Here is a 17012-nt window from a genome sequence, read left to right on the forward strand (position 1 = left end):
TTGAAAGTTATAACCACGGGCGATTGAGTTCGGTCGTGCAGACCCTCCGATTGCTGGCCGCCGCGCTCTTATTAGCCCCGGTGGCCCTGACGGCCGCGCCCGCGCAGGCCGACCCCGCAGCTCCCGCAGAGGACGCGCTCCAGGCGTCGTCCTACCCGCCGCCGTCCACGCTGCTCGCCCAGGAGGCCGGGCAGAAGCTGGAGACGGCCAAGAGGACCCGGCCGGTCGCCCCGGGCATCTCGCTGACCTCGTTCGACACCTATGACGCGCTCGGCTGGCTGCGCGCGGACGCCGTCACCGCCGACCTCGGCGGCGCGCGGGCCGACTACGTCTTCTCCGGCGAGGTCTCCAAGACCGAGCCGCTGTCCGGCCCCGCCAAGCGCTCCCACGCCGTCGCGGCCGTCAACGGCGACTTCTTCGACATCAACAACTCCGGCGCCGCCCAGGGCATCGGCGTGCAGAACGGCGATCTCGTCCAGTCGCCGGTCGCCGGCCACGAGAACGCCGTCGCGATCACCGGCGACGGCGTCGGGCGCGTGCTCAAGATGTACTTCGAGGGCACCGCCACGCCGGCCGGCGGCGCGCCGATCGCGCTCACCCAGTTCAACCAGATCATCCAGAGCGGCGGCATCGGCCTGTTCACGCCGCTGTGGGGCTCCTACAACCGGGCCCGAGCCGTCGAGGGCGCCGCGTCCGTCACCGAGGTCGTGCTGGCCGACGGGGTGGTCACCGAGGTACGCGGCGCCGCCGGCACCGGCCCCATTCCCGCCGGGACCTCCGTCCTGCTCGGCCGGGACGCCGGGGCCGCCCGGCTGGCCGCGCTGAAGGCCGGCGACCGGGTGGACGTGAGATACCAGCCGAAGTCCTCGGAGGGCAGCCAGGTCAAGGCGGCCGTCGGCGGCAACTGGGTGCTGGTCAAGGACGGCGTGGTGCAGAACTCCACCGACACCGCCGCGCACCCCCGTACCGCCGTCGGGTTCTCCGCCGACGGCCGGAAGATGTACCTGCTGACCGTGGACGGCCGCCAGGTCGACAGCCGCGGCGTCACCCTCAACGAGCTGGCCGAGATGATGATCGAGCTCGGCGCCGCGAACGCGCTCAACCTCGACGGCGGCGGCTCGTCCACCATGCTCGCCCGCGAGCCCGGCTCCGCCGACGTCCAGGTGGAGAACAGCCCCTCCGACGGCGGCGAGCGGCACGTGCCCAACGGCCTGGCCCTCTACGCGCCCGAGGGCAGCGGCAAGCTCAAGGGCTTCTGGCTGGAGACCGCCACCGACCCGGCCCGCGCGCCCGGGCTCGGCCCCGTTCCCGGCGGCCGCCCCGACCGCGTCTTTCCCGGCCTCACCAGGCGCCTGACCGCCGCCGGGTACGACGAGACGTACGGCCCCGCCGCCGGCGCCCCCTCCTGGCGGGCGAACCCGGCGGTGCACGGCGTCATCCGCGACGGCAGGTTCCACGCCCTGGTGCCCGGCCCGACCACCGTCACCGCCTCGCGCGGCAAGGCCAGGGGCACCCTCGACCTGACCGTCCTGCAGCCCCTCCAGCGGCTCGGCACCACCGCCGACCGGCTCGGCATGCAGGGCGCGAACGGCACCGCGACGTTCGGCGTGGTCGGCTACGACCACAACGGCAACTCCGCGCCCATCGAGCCCGGCGACCTCACGCTCGACTACGACCGGAACCTGTTCGAGGTGACCGCCGCCGAGGAGGGCTACTTCACCGTCAAGGCCAGGCAGGCCACCGGCTCCGGGCTGATCACCGCCAAGGTCGGCGAGATCAGCGCCGCCGTGCCGGTGACCGTCGGCCTGGAGACCAAGCCGGTCGCCGACTTCGAGGACGCCGGCTCCTGGGCCTTCGCCGCCGCCCGCGCCACCGGCTCGCTGGGCGCCGCGCCCGGCCAGAGCGGCGGCGGGCTCAAGCTGTCCTACGACTTCACCACCTCCACCGCCACCCGGGCCGCCTACGCCAGCCCGCCGCAGCAGATCGTGGTGGACGGGCAGCCGCAGGCGTTCGGGCTGTGGATCAACTCCACCGGCAAGGGGGAGTGGCCGAGCCTGGAGTTCTACGACGCGCTCGGGCAGTCGCAGATCCTGCGCGGGCCGTACATGACGTGGACCGGCTGGAGGTACGTCGAGTTCCCGGTGCCGGCGGGCATCAACCACCCGCTCAGGCTCCGCCGCTTCTACGTGGCCGAGACCAAGGCCGCCGCCTCGTACACCAACGAGATCCTCATCGACGGCCTGGTCGCCAAGGTGCCGCCGTCGGTGTCGGCGCCCGCCGCGCCGAAGGCCGCCGACCCGGTGGTCAAGGCGGAGGTGTCGAAGATGCCGTGGCGGTTCGCGGTCATGTCGGACGCCCAGTTCGTGGCCCGGGACCCGGACAGCGATCTGGTGCGGAACGCCCGCCGCACGCTCCAGGAGATCAAGGCGGCCAAGCCCGACTTCCTGGTGATCAACGGTGACCTGGTGGACGAGGCGTCCCCGGAGGACTTCGCGCTGGCCAAGAAGGTCCTCGACGAGGAACTAGGCGGGAAGCTGAAATATCACTACGTCCCGGGTAACCATGAGGTGATGGGCGGCCAGATCGACAACTTCAAGGCCGTCTTCGGGGACACGTACCGGACCTTCGACCACAAGGGCACCCGCTTCGTCACCCTGGACACCTCGCGCCTGAGCCTGCGGGGCGGCGGTTTCGACCAGGTGGCCATGCTGCGCTCGGAGCTGGACAAGGCGGCGAAGGACCCGTCGGTGGGGTCGGTCGCGGTGCTGTTCCACGTGCCGCCGCGCGACCCCCTGCCCGCCAAGGCCAGCCAGCTCGGCGACCGTAAGGAGGCCGCGCTCGTGGAGGGCTGGCTGGCCGACTTCCAGCGCACGACCGGCAAGGGGGCCGCCTACATCGGGGCGCACGTGGGGACCTTCCACGCCGAGCGGGTGGACGCGGTGCCGTACTTCGTCAACGGCAACTCCGGCAAGACCCCCGCCACCGCTCCCGGCGACGGCGGCTTCACCGGCTGGTCGCTGTGGGGCGTGGACCCGGTGTCGAAGTCCGAGGCCGAGCACGTCCGGCGCGACTGGTTCGCCGACGCGCCCGAGTGGATCGGCACGCAGGTGCGCCCGCACGTGGACGACCTCACGCTCACCGTCCCGGCCTCGGTAGGCGTCGGCTCGCCCGCGACCGTGACGGCCGCGGTCGAGCAGGGCGGCAGGACGGTGCCCGCCGCGTACCCGGTCTCGGTGACGTGGTCGGGCTCGCCCGACCTGCACATCGGCAGCGCCCGGACCGCCAGGCCCCGGGACGTCGCCGCGCTCGACCCGGCGACGGGCACGCTGACGGCGCTGCGCAAGGGACGCGTCACGGTGGCCGTCACGGTCAGCGGCGTGACGCGGCAGGCGCAGGTGGCGCTCACGTCCAGGGCCGCCGCCTGACCCGTTCCCCTGCCCGGGCCCCGCGGGACGGCGAACGTCCCGCGGGGCGCGTCCGGGTGTTCACCGCCCCCGGGCGCGGGTACGAGACCGGGGTGACCGGGGGGAGGACGTTCGCTCGTGAGTGGTTGGGGGCCCGCCGATGTCCGCTGAGCTCGACCTCGTGCCCGCCGGGCTCGTACGCGCCGTCGAAGGGCTGCCGCTGGTCGACCACCACGTGCACGGCGCCTCCTCGAAGGACCTGTCACGCAACGCCTTCGAGGAGCTGATCACCGAGTCCGACCGGCCGGTGCCCGATTGGATGACCCAGTTCGACTCCCAGGTCGGCTACGCCATCCTGCGCCACTGCGCGCCCGTGCTCGGGCTGGAGCCGCACTGCACCCCCGAGGAATACCTGGCCAGGCGCGCCAGGCTCGGCACCGACGAGGTCAACCGGCTGCTGCTCGGCGCGAGCGGCGTCGGGCACTTCCTGGTCGAGACCGGTCATCGCGGCGAGGAGATCCTCGGGCCGTCCGGGATGGCCGAGATCACCGGGGTGCCCGCCGACGAGGTGGTGCGCCTGGAGGCCGTGGCCGAGCGGGTCGCCGCCATGGGCTGCGAGGCCGCCGCGTTCGCCGGGCGGTTCGCGGAGGAGCTGTGGGAGCGCAGCCGTACGGCCCGCGGGCTCAAGACCATCGCCGCCTACCGGCACGGGCTCGACTTCGACCCCGCGCCGCCGGGGCGCGAGGAGGTCACCGAGGCGGCCGGGCGCTGGCTGGCCGCGGGCGGCGGCCGGCTCGACGACCCCGTGCTGCTGCGGCACCTGATCTGGGCCGGTCTCGACCGGGGGCTGCCGCTGCAGTTTCACATCGGCTACGGCGACCCGGAGGTGGACCTGCGCCGGTCGGATCCGCTGCTGCTGCGCGGACTGATCGAGCTGGCCGAGCCGACCGGGGTGCCGCTGCTGTTGCTGCACTGCTATCCCTACCATCGGCATGCCGGGTTCCTGGCGCACGCCTACCCAAATGTGTATTTCGACGTGGGGCTGGGCCTCAACTACTCGGGGGCGCGCAGCGCGGCGCTGGTGGCCGAGAGCCTGGAGGTGGCGCCGTTCGCCAAGGTGCTGTTCTCCTCCGACGCCTGGGGGCCGGCCGAGTTGCACTACCTCGGGGCGCATCTGTGGCGGCGGGCGATGGAGCGGGTGCTGGGCGGGTTCGTGGACGCGGGGGAGTGGTCGCTCGCGCAGGCGGTGCGGGTGGTCTCGATGGTGGGCGCCGAGAACGCCCGCCGGGTGTACGACCTGGGTACGTGACCGGACCGGGCATCCCCACCCGCGGCGATCACCGGCCGCGAAATAAACGGGCACCAATCTCATCGATGACGAAACCATCGCCAACCTCTAGGCTCGGCGACGATGGATCCCGAAACTTTCACGCCCGGTTCGGGCCGACTCGAACCCCGGGCGGCTCTCCGCTCCGACGCCCCCGCCCTCGACCTCAACGGGATATGGCGCTTCCGCCTGTCACCCACCGCGACCGTCCCCGACGACTTCGCCCGCCCCGACTTCGACGACGCCTCCTGGGACGACCTGCCCGTCCCCGCCCACTGGCCGCTGCACGGCCACGGCGCCCCCGCCTACACCAACGTCCCCTTCCCCTTCCCCGTCGACCCGCCGCACGTCCCCGACGAGAACCCCACGGGCGACTACCGGCGGGCGTTCGACCTGCCCGCGGAGTGGACGGGCGGCCGGCTGCGGTTCGAGGGCGTGGACTCCTTCGCCCGGATCTGGCTGAACGGTCACGAGCTGGGCTTCACCACGGGCAGCCGGCTGCCCGTCGAGTTCGACGCCGGGCCGTGGCTGCGCCCGGGACGCAACGTGCTCGCCGTGCGGGTGCACCAGTGGTCGGCCGCCAGCTACCTGGAAGACCAGGACATGTGGTGGCTGCCCGGCATCTTCCGCGACGTCACGCTCACCCGCTCCACCGCCGACGTCTTCGTCCGCGCCTCCTACCGGGACGGGCGCGGCACGCTCGCCTTCGAGGGGCCGGGCCGGCTGAGCGTGCCCGAGCTCGGCGTCGCGGACCTGGAGCCCGGCACCGAGGTCACCCTCGACGTGGAGCCGTGGACGGCCGAGGCCCCCCGCCTGTACGACGCCGTCGTGACCTGCCCCGAGGAGTCGGTACGCCTGCGCGTCGGCTTCCGTACGATCTCCATCGTGGACGGCGTGCTGCTCGCCAACGGCCGCCCGATCCTGCTCAAGGGCGTGAACCGGCACGAGTTCCACCCCGAGCACGGCCGCGCCGTCCCGTACGAGACCATGCGCCAGGACGTGCTGCTGATGAAGCGGCACAACATCAACGCCGTCCGGACCAGCCACTACCCGCCGCATCCGGACTTCCTGGACCTGTGCGACGAGCTGGGCCTGTGGGTGATCGACGAGTGCGACCTGGAGACGCACGGCTTCGGCCAGGTCGGCTGGCGGGCCAACCCCACCGACGACCCCCGCTACGCCGAGGCCCTGCTTGACCGCATGCGCCGCATGGTCGAACGCGACAAGAACCACCCCAGCGTCATCATGTGGTCGCTCGGCAACGAGGCCGGGGCCGGCCGGAACCTGGCCGTCATGGCGGACTGGGCCCGCGAACGCGACCCGTCCCGGCCGCTGCACTACGAGGGCGACCGGTCCTGCGCGCACACCGACGTCTACTCCCGCATGTACGCCTCCCACGCCGAGGTCGAGGCCATCGGCCGGATGGCGGAGGACCCGCTGGACGACCCGGACCTCGACGCGCGGCGGCGGGCGATGCCGTTCCTGCAGTGCGAGTACGGCCACGCCATGGGCAACGGGCCCGGCGGGCTCGCGGAGTACCAGGAGCTGTTCGAGCGCTACCCGCGGCTGGCCGGCGGGTTCATCTGGGAGTGGATCGATCACGGGCTCGCGCATCCCGCCCACGAGTACGCCTACGGGGGCGACTACGGCGAGCCCGTGCACGACGGGAACTTCGTGATCGACGGGCTCGTGTTTCCCGACCGGACGCCCTCGCCCGGCCTGCTGGACCTGAAGAAGGTGTACGAGCCGCTCAAGTTCGAGTTCCTGGACGGGGTGGTGCGGGTCGTCAACTGCTACGACTTCGCGGACCTGGCCCACCTGGAGCTCGTCGTCACGGTGGAATCGGCCGGGGAATCGGCCGGGGAATCGGCGGGGCTTCCTGGGGATTCGGCGGAGGAGCGGGCCGGGCACCGGCTGGCGGTGCCCGCCGGGGGCGGCGAGGTCAAGCTGCCCGACCTGCCCGCCGGGGACGGGGAGCGGTGGCTGACCGTACGCGCCGTGCTGGCCGCCGATCAGCCGTGGGCCGGGGCGGGCCACGAGGTGGCGTGGGGGCAGACGCTCCTGGCACCGCCGCCTGCCCGCACCGGCGGGTCGGCGGGCGCGGCCGCGGCGTTCGTGCGCGACGGCGGGTCGGCGGGCGCGGCCGGAGGCCCGGCGTTCGTGCGCGACGGCGGCGAGATCACCGCCGGGGACTCCGCCTTCGACCCGGGGACGGGACGGCTCGCGCGGCTGTTCGGGCTGGAGATCGACGGGCCCCGGCTGGACCTGTGGCGGGCGCCGACCGACAACGACACCTACGGCGGGCTCGCCGCGCGGTGGCGTGCGCTGGGCCTGCACCGGCTCACCCACCGGGTGGACGCCGTCGAGCTCGACGACGGGCTGACCGTCCGGACCCGGGTCGCGCCGGCGGCCACCGACCTCGGGATGCGGGCCACGTACCGGTGGACGTTCGACGGCGGGTTGCGGCTGGAGGTGGACGTCGAGCCCGAGGGCGACTGGCCGGACCCGATCCCGCGGCTCGGCCTGACGATGTCCATCCCGCACGGGGTGCGGCAGGTCACCTGGTTCGGGTGCGGGCCCGGCGAGGCCTACCCGGACACGGGGATGGCCGCCCGGGTGGGCCGCTGGTCGGCGACGGTCGAGGACCTGCAGACGCCCTACGTGTTCCCGCAGGAGAACGGGCACCGGGCCGAGGTGCGCTGGGCCGACTTCGGCGGCTTCCGGGTGTCCGGTGAGCCGGTGTTCGGGATGACGGCGCGGCCGTGGAGCACCGAGGAGCTGGACGCCGCCCGCCACCGGCCGGACCTGGTGCCCGGGGAGCGGGTGCACCTCCACCTGGACCTCGCCCACCAGGGCATCGGCACCGCCACGTGCGGCCCGGGGCCGCTGCCCCGGTACGAGCTGCGCGCCCGCCGGGCCACCTTCGCCCTGCGCTTCGACCCGGGAACGACGAGCTGACAGTCGGCCGGGGCCCGCGGAGTTCGCGGGCCCCGGACCCGTGAGGCACCGGCCTCAGCCGGGCACGGTGAGGATCGTGCCTGCGCCGACCGTCAGCCCGCCCTCGCGGATCGCGAAGCCGAGACCGGGTTCGAGCGCCACCGCCCTGCCCAGCTCGACCTCCGCCTCCACCGTGTCACCCGGCCTGGCCGGCCCGGACAGGGTCAGCTCGCCCGGCACGTCGGTGGTGCGCAGGTAGAACTGCGGCCGGTAGCCGGACGCGATCGGCCGGCGCCGCCCGCCCTCCTCGGGGGTCAGGAGGTAGACGCGGGCGGTGAAGGACGTGCGGGCCCGCTGGCTGCCCGGCTCGGCCAGCACCATGCCCCGCCGTACCTGCTCGCGGCGCACCCCGCGCAGCAGCACGGCGGCGTTGTCCCCGGCCTCGCCGCGCTCCATCGTCTTGGCGAACGTCTCCACGCCGGTCACGACCGCGCTGAACCCGTCGCCGAGGCCGGCGGCCTCCACCGTGTCGCCGACCCGGACCGAGCCGCGCTCGATGGCCCCGGTGACGACCGTGCCGCGGCCGGTGACCGTCAGCACGTTCTCGACCGGCATGAGGAACGGCGCGTCCACGTACCGGATCGGCACGGGGATGTGCTCGTCCACCGCCTGGAGCAGCGCCTCGACGGACGCCGTCCAGAACGGGTCGCCCTCCAGCGCGCGCAGCCCGGACACCCGGACCATCGGCACGCCGTGGTAGCCGTGCTCGCCCAGCATGTCCTGCAGCTCCAGCTCGACCAGGTCGGTCAGCTCCGGGTCGGCGCCGTCGGCCTTGTTGACGGCCACGACCAGGTGCTCGACGCCGACCCGCCGGGCCAGCAGCACGTGCTCCCTGGTCTGCGGCATGATCCCGTCGTGCGCGGACACGACGAGGATCGCCCCGTCGAGCTGCGCCGCCCCCGTGATCATGTTCTTCACGTAGTCGGCGTGCCCCGGCATGTCCACGTGGGCGTAGTGCCGGGTGGCGGTCTCGTACTCGACGTGCGAGATGTTGATCGTGATCCCCCTGGAGGCCTCCTCCGGGGTCCGGTCGATCCGCTCGAACGGCGTGTACGTGGCCTGCCCCCGCGCCGCGAGCACCTTGGTGATCGCCGCGGTCAAGGTGGTCTTGCCGTGGTCGACATGCCCCATGGTGCCGATGTTGAGATGCGGCTTGTTCCGTACGTAGGCCTGCTTGGCCATGGTTTCTTCCCTCAGAATCGCCTGGTTGTCTCGCGTGACCCGTCAGGGGCCGTCCACCTCCCCCCGCCGGGTCACCACAGGACTTACGGGAAGAGGTCAGCGCTCCAGGCCGTCGCGGGCACGCCCGAACGCACCCGGCAGTGCGGGTGCGGTGTGGCGGACGCGCAGGGACATGAGGAACATGGTGCGGCGATCAGCGCCCGGGGGCAACGGAATATTCCCCGGGCGGCCCGCGGCCCGCGGACCCAGGCTGAGGCCCCTCCTGGACACGCGCGCACCGGCGTCGGAGATGCGGCCCGTCCAGGGGCGCCATGGCGAACGCCGCCGCCAGGACGACCCACCGGCCGGTGCCCACCGCGCACCCCGGAAGCCGTTCCGGCGTCCTAGGAGAATCTTCGGCCTGGCCAGGCGGGCGGGATTGGAGATCGGCGAACGAGACGAGCAGGCCCGCGCCCATCACGGGCTCGGGCAGGCCCACCACGCGCTCGGCGACCACGTACGGGCCCGCCGGCGCGTCGACCGGGCCAGGTACCGGGCGCCCTCGTCGGCGGGGCACCGGGGTGACGTCCGGCGCGTGGGGCGCGGCCGGCGACCAGCGGCACCGTGACCTCGGGCGTGCGGTAACGGCCGCGGGAGAAGCGGGCGGCCAGACGGGCGCGCACCGCCGCCGCCGTCACACCGCCGTCGAGGGAACTGCGCCCGTCGCGGAAGACCTCCATCACGCACGGCCCCGGCAGCGCCGCCAGCACCAGCCCCGCCACGGTCGCCCCCGCCAGCGCGCCGCAAACCATCACACACCGTTACGCGATTCGATGTCCCGCCGGGGGTGGATCACGGAGCCGGCGGTTGAGATCATGGCGGCCCGGACCCGACCTTGGAGGCATCCATGCCAACGTTACGGACCTTAGGCGCCACGATCGGAACGGCGGTGGTGGTGACGACCACCGCCCTGCCCGCGGCAGCCGTCGCGACCACCGCACCACCGGCATCGGCCACGTCATCACCCGCGTCACCCGCGTCACCCGCGGGCTCATTGACGTCGCCGGCGTCATCGCCCGCGGCCTCACCGGCCTCACCGGCCTCACCGGCGTCGCCCGAGTCGTCGCCCGCGTCACCTGCGGCCGTCGTGGCCGCCCAGCCGCCCACCCGTTCCTTCCACCGGCAGACCCTGTGGCGGTCCTCCTCCGACGGCGGGTCGACGACCTGCTTCCGGCTTCCCGCCGTGGTCAGGACCAGCAAGGACGTGCTGCTCGCGTTCGCCGAGCGGCGCAACCGCAACGACTGCGCCGACCATGGCGCGTTCGACGTCGTGATGCGGCGCTCCATCGACCACGGCCGCACGTGGCAGGCGAGCAGGACGGTCCTCGCCAGCACCTCGGGCGCGGCGCTGCAGGGCAACGCGACGGTGGTCGCGCACTCATCGGGGCCGGTGTTCCTGTTCACGACCTCCGAGCCGACCGCCACCCAGACCACGCCCCGCGTCCCGAAGGTCCAGGTCAGCACCAACGACGGGCAGACCTGGTCGGCGCCGAAGGACCTGTCGGGGGTGATCAAGGCGCCCGCGGGCGCCGGCGACTGGTTCGCCACCGGGCCGGGGCACGGCATCGAGCTCACCCACCCCGACCACCGGGGACGGCTGGTCGTGCCCGTCTACTTCGGCATCGGCGGCCGGCAGAGCGTACGGCTCGTCTACAGCGATGATCTCGGCACGACCTGGAAGATCGGCGCGACCGCGACCTACGACAAGTCGGTGCTGAGACTCGGCGAGCAGACCCTGGTCGAGCGGACCGACGGGAGCATCCTCGTGATCGCCCGCAACGGCGCGGTCCCCGACCAGACCTCCGTGCGCGGCCTGGCCCGCGGCGTCAGCACCGACGGCGGCCTCACCTTCGACGGCGACTTCCGGGCCGACAGCGCCATCACCGCCCCGCCCACCCATCCCGCCCTGCTCCGCCAGCGAGGGAGCGGCGGCCCGTACACCCGGATCCTGCTGTCCGCCCCCGCCACCCCGAAGACCGACAACAACGCCGTGGGCATGAACGTGCGCTCCTCCTTCGACGAGGGCGCCACCTGGCGTCACTGGGACGGCTCCGCCGGCCCCGCCGGTATCCGCATCGACGACGACCACGCCGGCTACTCCGACATGACGCTCATCGGCGACGGCGCGATCGGCGTGCTCTACGAGGCGGGCGTGAACCGCTTCCGGGACGAGATCCGCTGGAACTGGTTCTGGGAGAGCGGCATCGGCCTGCGCTGAGCCCGCCGGACCCGGCGCCCGGGCGGGGCCCGGAACATCGGAGTGCCGCGAGGGTCCTCGCCACGCCGGCGCCGCGTCCGGCGGTCGCCCCGGGGCGGTCGCCCCGGGGCGGTCGAGCGGGTGGCCGGCGTGGGCCGTACCGGTCCCGCAGGCGGCCGGATATATGCACGTACATAGGTTTGCCGGGACTTTGCCTGTCCGAGCCTGACGCCATCAATGCACTGTGTGATAGTAATGTGACACTGTGTATTCGAGGGGGTTCGGGAGATCTTCATGGTGGCGTACATACTCTCGATCTTGGCGGCGGTGGGCGGGGTGGCGCTCACCGCGCTCGTGTTCAGGAAGGTCAAGCAGGCCGACGAGGACCGCGATCCCAACGGGCCGTCCGCCGCGCACGCTGGGGCGATGCTGTCGGCCATGTTCCTGCTGGTGTTCGCGATCGCGATCATCGTGCCGTGGACCACCGCCGACGCGGCCCGTCTCAACACCCACGCCGAGAGCCAGTCCGCGATCGACGCCTACTGGGCGGCCGAGAGCCTGCCCGGCACCGCGCCGCAGGAGGTGCGCACGGCGCTGCGCGACTACGTCGCCTTCGTGATCAGGGACGAGTGGCCGCTCATGGCCGAGGGCCGGATGCACCCCGTCGGCGCGGCCAAGATGGACGAGCTGCGCGGGCGGGTCAACGCGCTGGGTGCGCGCGGCGACGCGGAGGAGGATGCCAAGGCCACCGTGCTGGAGCACATCGGGGCCGTCTCCGCCGCCCGCGCCCAGCGCACCGCCGACGCCGCCGCGACACCCCCGATCGGGCTGCTGTACCTGACGATCCTCACCGCGGCGGTGGTCATCGTCTTCCCGTTCCTGGCCGGGGCCAGGCCGCGCGGGATGGCGATCGCGCCGCTGGTGGCGATGGCGGGGCTGCTCGGCTTCGGCGTCTTCCTGACGTGGGACATCTCGCGCGCCTTCGATGGGCCGCTGGCCGTCGGGCCCCAGGCGTTCCAGGGGGCGATGCAGGAGTTCGCGCGCATCGCCGGGGGGATGTGACCGTGGCGGTCAGGCGAGCGCCGCTGCTGCTGGCCGCCGCCCTGCTGGCGGCGGGCGCCGCGGGTCCGGCGACGGCCGAGCGGGAGCCCCGCCCGGTGCCGCGCGTGTCCGTACGCCCGCCCGCCCCGCCCGCACCCCCCAAGGGTGTGACCGTGGGGCCCAGGGTGTCGGTCCCCAGGGTGAAGACGTGGCGGGAGCCCGTCCCCAGGGTATCGATCTCGGTCCCGCCCAGCGCCCGCCGCCATGCGCCCAAGGTGAGGCTGCCCCGGGTGACCGTCTACCGGGACGCGGTGTGCATGGGCCAGGTCGTGGTGGGCGAGTGCCCGCGCAAGCGGCCGCGGCGCGCCGCCCCCGGGCTGCCCGGGCCCCGGGTGACGCCGTTCCGCATCCCGACGCCGACGCCTTCCCCGACCCCGACCCGGGTGGTGCCGGCCCGGTCGCACGTCATGGCCCCGGCCGCCTGGGGCCGGCGCAGAAACCCCCTGGCCACCGTGCTGCTCACCGTGGTGGTGGTGACGGCCATCTCCTCGACGACGGCCGTGGCGTTCCGGGCGCGGCGGTAGGTCCCGGCCGGTCCCCTGACCCCTGGCCGGCCCGCTGGCACGGCGCGTGGCAGACTGGCCGGCGGATCAGGGGATCATGCCGGGGAGGGGCGATGGCCGAAGAAGAGGTGCTGGCGGGCGGGGGCGTCAACCACGTCGTCCGGATCGGCGGCACGGTGCGGCGGCCGGTGGGCCCGTGGACGCCGGCCGTGCACGCCCTGCTGGAGCATCTGGCGGCGCGCGGGTTCACCGGTGCGCCGCGGTGCCACGGTGTCGACGGCGCGGGGCGGGAGATCCTGGACTTCGTGCCCGGCGAGGTGCCCGGCCATCCGCTGCCGGAGTGGGCCCGGACGGACGGCGCGCTGGTGGCCGCCGGTGGGCTGTTGCGGGAGTTCCACGACGCCACCCTTGATTTCCCGAAAAATCCGGATATGGAGTGGTATTTCCCGCCACGGAGCCCGGCCGAGGTCGTCTGCCATGGGGACGTGGCGACGTACAACTGCGTGTTCCGGGAGGGGCGGCCGGTCGCGTTCATCGACTTCGACACCGCGCATCCGGGGCCGCGGATCTGGGACGTGTCCTACGCCGCCTACCGGTTCGTGCCGCTCGGCGATCCGCGGCACGCGGACGGCGTGCCCGTGGCGGAGCAGGCACGCCGGGTTCGGCTGTTCGCCGACGCCTACGGGCTCGGCGAACAGGACAGGGGCGCCCTGGTCGAGACGGCGCGGGAACGGCTGGCGCATCTGGTCCGCCACATGCACGAGCGGGCCGCCGCGGGCGACGAGGCCTTCGCGGGCCACATCGCCCGCGGCGACGACACGCTCTACCGCGCGGACCTCGACCACCTCGCCCGCCACCGGGCCACGCTGACACCCGTGCCGCGGCAGCGCGGGTGAGCGGCCGGGCCGGGTTGGGCGGCGTTACTTGCTGAATCCCGCGGTCAGGCCGCTGAGGAGTTGGCGGCGGCCCATCACGTACAGCAGCACGATGGGCAGCGTGGTGAGCACGACGGAGGCGAGCACGGCGGGCACGTTGACGGTGTACTGGCCCTGGAAGTTCGCCAGCGCGAGCGGCAGCGTGCGTTTGTCCGGGCTCTGGGTGAGGACCAGCGGCAGCAGAAACCCGTTCCAGATCGTCAGCGCGTTGTAGACCGTCACCGTCACCACGGCCGGCCGGGTCAGCGGGAACGCCAGCCGCCACAGCGTCACCTGTTCCCCGGCGCCGTCGATCCGCATCGAGTCGAACAGCTCCTTGGGCACGTCGCGGATGAAGTTCGCCAGGATCAGCACCGACAGGGGGATGGCGAAGGCGATCGACGGCAGGATCAGCGCCGGCAGCGAGTCATAGAGGTGCAACCGGATGATGATCAGGTAGACCGGGATGATCGTCGCCTGCAGCGGGATCGCCAGCCCCATCAGGAAGAGCGAGTTCGTCCAGCGCAGGAACCTGCTCACGCTGCTGCTGCGCACGATCGCGTACGCCGCCATGAAGCTGAACAGCACGGCGGGCACCACGGCGCCCACCGTGGTGATCAGGCTGTTCACGAAATACTGGGCGAAGCCGGCCTCGATGACCATCCGGTAGTTGGCCAGCGTCGGCTCGGTCGGCGGCACGAACGGATGCTCGGCGTAGTAGTTGGACTGCGTCTTGAAACTGGTGATGACGATCCAGTAGATGGGCACGATCACGATCGCCAGCCAGATCCAGGCCGTCAGGCCGCCCAGCCAGTTGGGGCGCGCGGTGGCCCGGCCGGGCCCGCTCCACGGCCGCGGCCGCTCGGGCGCCGTCCGCTCCGGGCCGGTGCTGAGGATGGTCGCCATTGAGGTCAGGCCCCTTCCATCTGGCTGTGCGAGGCGTCCCGGCCGCCGATCCGGCGCAGGAGCAACGCCAGCGCGAGGCCCACGAGAACCAGGATGACGGCGATGACACTGGCCGGACCCATGAGGTTGGCCTGGAAACCCCTCTTGTACATTTCCACGGCGAGCACCCGGGTGGCGTCGCCCGGTCCGCCGGCGGTCAGCAGCCAGATCAGGTCGAAGAAGGTCAGCGAGCCGACCACCATGAGGGTGGACGAGGTGATGATCGTGTACTTGAGCTGCGGCAGGGTGATGCTGAAGAACTTGCGCACCCGGCCGGCGCCGTCGATCTCGGCGGCCTCGTACATCGAGCGCGGGATCTGGCGTACCCCGCCCTGGTAGATCAGCGCGTGGAACGGGATGAACTGCCAGGACACCACGAAGATCACCACGCCGAAGGCGAGCCAGGGCTCGCCCAGCCAGTCCTGCGTGAGCAGCGACAGGTTCAGCCCCGGCCCGAGCCCGAAGTTCGGGTCCAGCAGCGCCTTGTACGTGATCGCCACGGCGGCGTGGCTGAGCAGCAGCGGCACGAAGTACAGCACCGACAGGAGCGCCCGGTAGCGCTGCGGGCCGGCCAGGAACACGCCCATCAGGATGCTCGCCGGGGTCTGCACCGCCCAGGACGCGGCCATCACCAGGAAGGTCACCCACAGCGCGTGCGGCAGCCCGGGGTCACCGAGGATGGCCCGCCAGCTCTCCAGGCCGGCGAAGTGGATGTCACCGAGCCCGTCCCAGGAGGTGAGGCTGAGCACCAGCACGCCCACCAGTGGGATCACCCCGAAGGTGACGAAGAACAACAGCGCGGGGACGGCCAGCCACGCGAGGGAGCCACGCCGGGCACTCCCTCGCGGGACGGTGGTCGCGGGTGCGCTCACTTGCCGATGACCGCGTTCATGTTGGTCGCGAACTGTTGCGGCGAGATCGACAGCTGGAACAGCTTGGCGATGTTGTCCAGCAGCACCTCGGCGGCCGTGGGGCTGAGCGCCTGGTCCCAGGACTGGGCGAAGGACTTGGCGTTGACGGCGATGCCGTAGACGAACTTCAGGAACTCGGCGTCCTTGGCGCCGCCGAACGCGGCGTCGGCGCCCTTGACGATCGGCACCGCACCGGTGCCGACCCAGTCCTTCACCGCCGCGTCGCTCATCAACTCGGTGGAGAAGAACTTCTTGGCGATCTCCTTCTGCTCCGGGGTCGCCTGGGAGGAGATCGACAGGTACTGGCCGGGGTTGCCGACGGTGTTGCTGGGATCGCCCTTGCCGCCGTCGACCGGCGGGAAGTTCATGTAGCCGAGGTGGCCGCCCGAGACGAAGTCGCCGCCGTCGGTGGACATGCCGCCGTACGTCCAGCCGCCGTGCAGCATCATCGCGGCCTTGCCGGTGTAGAGCACGGCCTGGTCGGCGTTGGAGTCCGCGGTGATCGAGGAGAAGCCCTTGATGAAGCCGTTCGCCTTGACCAGGTCCTGCACCTTGGTGAGGGCGTCGAGGGCGACCGGGTTGGACCAGGCGTCCTTCTCGGCGTCGAACACGGCCTGGAACACCTCGGGTCCGCCGATGCGGTCGAAGAGGAACTCCAGCCACATCATGTTGGTCCAGCGTGACTGACCGCCGAGCGAGAACGGCGCGATGCCCGCGGCGTTGAACTTGGGCACCAGGTCCATGATGTCGCCCCAGGTCTGGGGCGGCGCGGCCTTGATCTTGTCGAAGGCCCGCTTGTCGTAGTAGAGGACGATCGGCTGCATCGTCTCGCACGGCATCGCGTAGATCTTGCCGTCGATGGTGGCGGCGCCGAAGGAGGAGGGGAACAGCCGGTCCTTGACGGCGGCGTTCTGGTCGAACCACGAGGTCAGGTCCTCGACCTGGCCCGCCTGCACGTAACTGCGCAGTGTGCCGCCGCCCCAGCCCCAGATGAGCGTGGGCGCCTGGCCGGCCCCGATGGCCGTCTTGATCTTCGTCTTGAAGGCGTCGTTCTGGAAGGTCGTCCCCACGAGCTGGCCGGTGGGGTTGGCCTTGTTGAAGCGCTCCATGGTCCTGGTGCGCACGCCCTCTTGCGGCTGGGTCGACAGGTACCAGTAGGTGGCGGTGGTGCCGCCACCCCCACTGGCGCTGCTGGTCGCGCCCGGCCGGGTCGGCCCGGAGGTGCCGCAGGCGGCCAACGCGGCGCCCAGGGGCAGGCCCATCGACATGGTGAGGAAGGTGCGGCGAGAAGAACTCCTGGACTCCACGCTGATCTCCGTACTCGAACGCCGCTGCTGGGGGAGCGGCTCGTTGATCATCCGATGTGGTGGCCGGCGGTCGGGGGACTGGCACCTGCCGATGCCACTTTTCCAGTCCTCCTTGGGTCAGCTCTCCGAAACTTTTTCGACATGACCGCGGGGGTCGCCAATCTAGGTTTCGGCTTACGACGTGT

The 17012-nt window shown here is 72.4% G+C and carries 13 protein-coding genes; 8 read left to right on the forward strand and 5 right to left on the reverse strand.

The annotated features are described in order from the left end of the window. Positions 1-35 precede the first annotated feature (35 nt). The 3 genes from ABGB18_RS04310 (at position 36) to ABGB18_RS04320 (ending at position 7689) form a co-directional block, all read left to right on the forward strand. Positions 36-3425 carry a phosphodiester glycosidase family protein gene (locus ABGB18_RS04310; RefSeq protein ID WP_347693994.1) on the forward strand — a complete coding sequence of 1130 codons (3390 nt, stop codon included), beginning with the start codon at positions 36-38 and terminating at the stop codon, positions 3423-3425. Positions 3426-3564: 139 nt separating this feature from the next. Next, a complete protein-coding gene (locus ABGB18_RS04315) occupies positions 3565-4713 on the forward strand; it encodes an amidohydrolase family protein (protein WP_347693995.1) in 1149 nt (382 codons plus the stop codon). 102 nt (positions 4714-4815) lie between these two features. Continuing rightward, positions 4816-7689, forward strand: coding sequence for a glycoside hydrolase family 2 TIM barrel-domain containing protein (locus ABGB18_RS04320; protein ID WP_347693996.1), 2874 nt, complete (start codon positions 4816-4818; stop codon positions 7687-7689). A gap of 54 nt (positions 7690-7743) precedes the next feature. Here the strand turns inward: ABGB18_RS04320 and tuf are convergent, their stop codons facing one another. Next, positions 7744-8910, reverse strand: coding sequence for an elongation factor Tu (tuf, locus tag ABGB18_RS04325; RefSeq protein WP_347693997.1), 1167 nt, complete (start codon positions 8908-8910; stop codon positions 7744-7746). A gap of 289 nt (positions 8911-9199) precedes the next feature. On the opposite strand from tuf, the gene ABGB18_RS04330 reads away from it, so the two are divergent. Further along, the gene (locus ABGB18_RS04330; protein WP_347693998.1) at positions 9200-9517 is read left to right on the forward strand and encodes a hypothetical protein; all 318 of its coding nucleotides are present in this window, start codon (positions 9200-9202) and stop codon (positions 9515-9517) included. 245 nt (positions 9518-9762) lie between these two features. On the opposite strand, the gene ABGB18_RS04335 is transcribed toward ABGB18_RS04330, so the two are convergent. Next, on the reverse strand, positions 9763-10149 hold the full coding sequence (locus tag ABGB18_RS04335) for a hypothetical protein (RefSeq protein ID WP_347693999.1): 387 nt from the start codon (positions 10147-10149) through the stop codon (positions 9763-9765). Here ABGB18_RS04335 and ABGB18_RS04340 point away from each other — a divergent pair. The 4 genes from ABGB18_RS04340 to ABGB18_RS04355 all read left to right on the forward strand — a co-directional run bounded on the left by ABGB18_RS04340 (position 10133) and on the right by ABGB18_RS04355 (position 13646). Then, positions 10133-11167 carry a sialidase family protein gene (locus ABGB18_RS04340; protein ID WP_347694000.1) on the forward strand — a complete coding sequence of 345 codons (1035 nt, stop codon included), beginning with the start codon at positions 10133-10135 and terminating at the stop codon, positions 11165-11167. The genes ABGB18_RS04335 and ABGB18_RS04340 overlap by 17 nt on opposite strands. A gap of 273 nt (positions 11168-11440) precedes the next feature. Beyond that, positions 11441-12208, forward strand: coding sequence for a hypothetical protein (locus ABGB18_RS04345; protein ID WP_347694001.1), 768 nt, complete (start codon positions 11441-11443; stop codon positions 12206-12208). 2 nt (positions 12209-12210) lie between these two features. After that, positions 12211-12771, forward strand: a complete 561-nt coding sequence (locus tag ABGB18_RS04350) for a hypothetical protein (RefSeq protein WP_347694002.1) — start codon at positions 12211-12213, stop codon at positions 12769-12771. Between the two features lie 92 nt (positions 12772-12863). Further along, a complete protein-coding gene (locus tag ABGB18_RS04355) occupies positions 12864-13646 on the forward strand; it encodes an aminoglycoside phosphotransferase family protein (protein WP_347694003.1) in 783 nt (260 codons plus the stop codon). Positions 13647-13670: 24 nt separating this feature from the next. Here the strand turns inward: ABGB18_RS04355 and ABGB18_RS04360 are convergent, their stop codons facing one another. The 3 genes from ABGB18_RS04360 to ABGB18_RS04370 are packed head-to-tail and all read right to left on the reverse strand — an operon-like array spanning position 13671 to position 16878. Then, positions 13671-14570, reverse strand: a complete 900-nt coding sequence (locus ABGB18_RS04360) for a carbohydrate ABC transporter permease (RefSeq protein ID WP_347694004.1) — start codon at positions 14568-14570, stop codon at positions 13671-13673. A gap of 5 nt (positions 14571-14575) precedes the next feature. After that, the gene (locus tag ABGB18_RS04365; RefSeq protein ID WP_347694005.1) at positions 14576-15481 is read right to left on the reverse strand and encodes a sugar ABC transporter permease; all 906 of its coding nucleotides are present in this window, start codon (positions 15479-15481) and stop codon (positions 14576-14578) included. Further along, positions 15478-16878 carry an extracellular solute-binding protein gene (locus ABGB18_RS04370; protein ID WP_347694006.1) on the reverse strand — a complete coding sequence of 467 codons (1401 nt, stop codon included), beginning with the start codon at positions 16876-16878 and terminating at the stop codon, positions 15478-15480. The genes ABGB18_RS04365 and ABGB18_RS04370 overlap by 4 nt, the downstream gene beginning before the upstream one ends. Between the last annotated feature and the right edge of the window lie 134 nt (positions 16879-17012).

This window comes from Nonomuraea sp. B12E4, assembly GCF_039871825.1.
Classification (GTDB): Bacteria; Actinomycetota; Actinomycetes; order Streptosporangiales; family Streptosporangiaceae; genus Nonomuraea.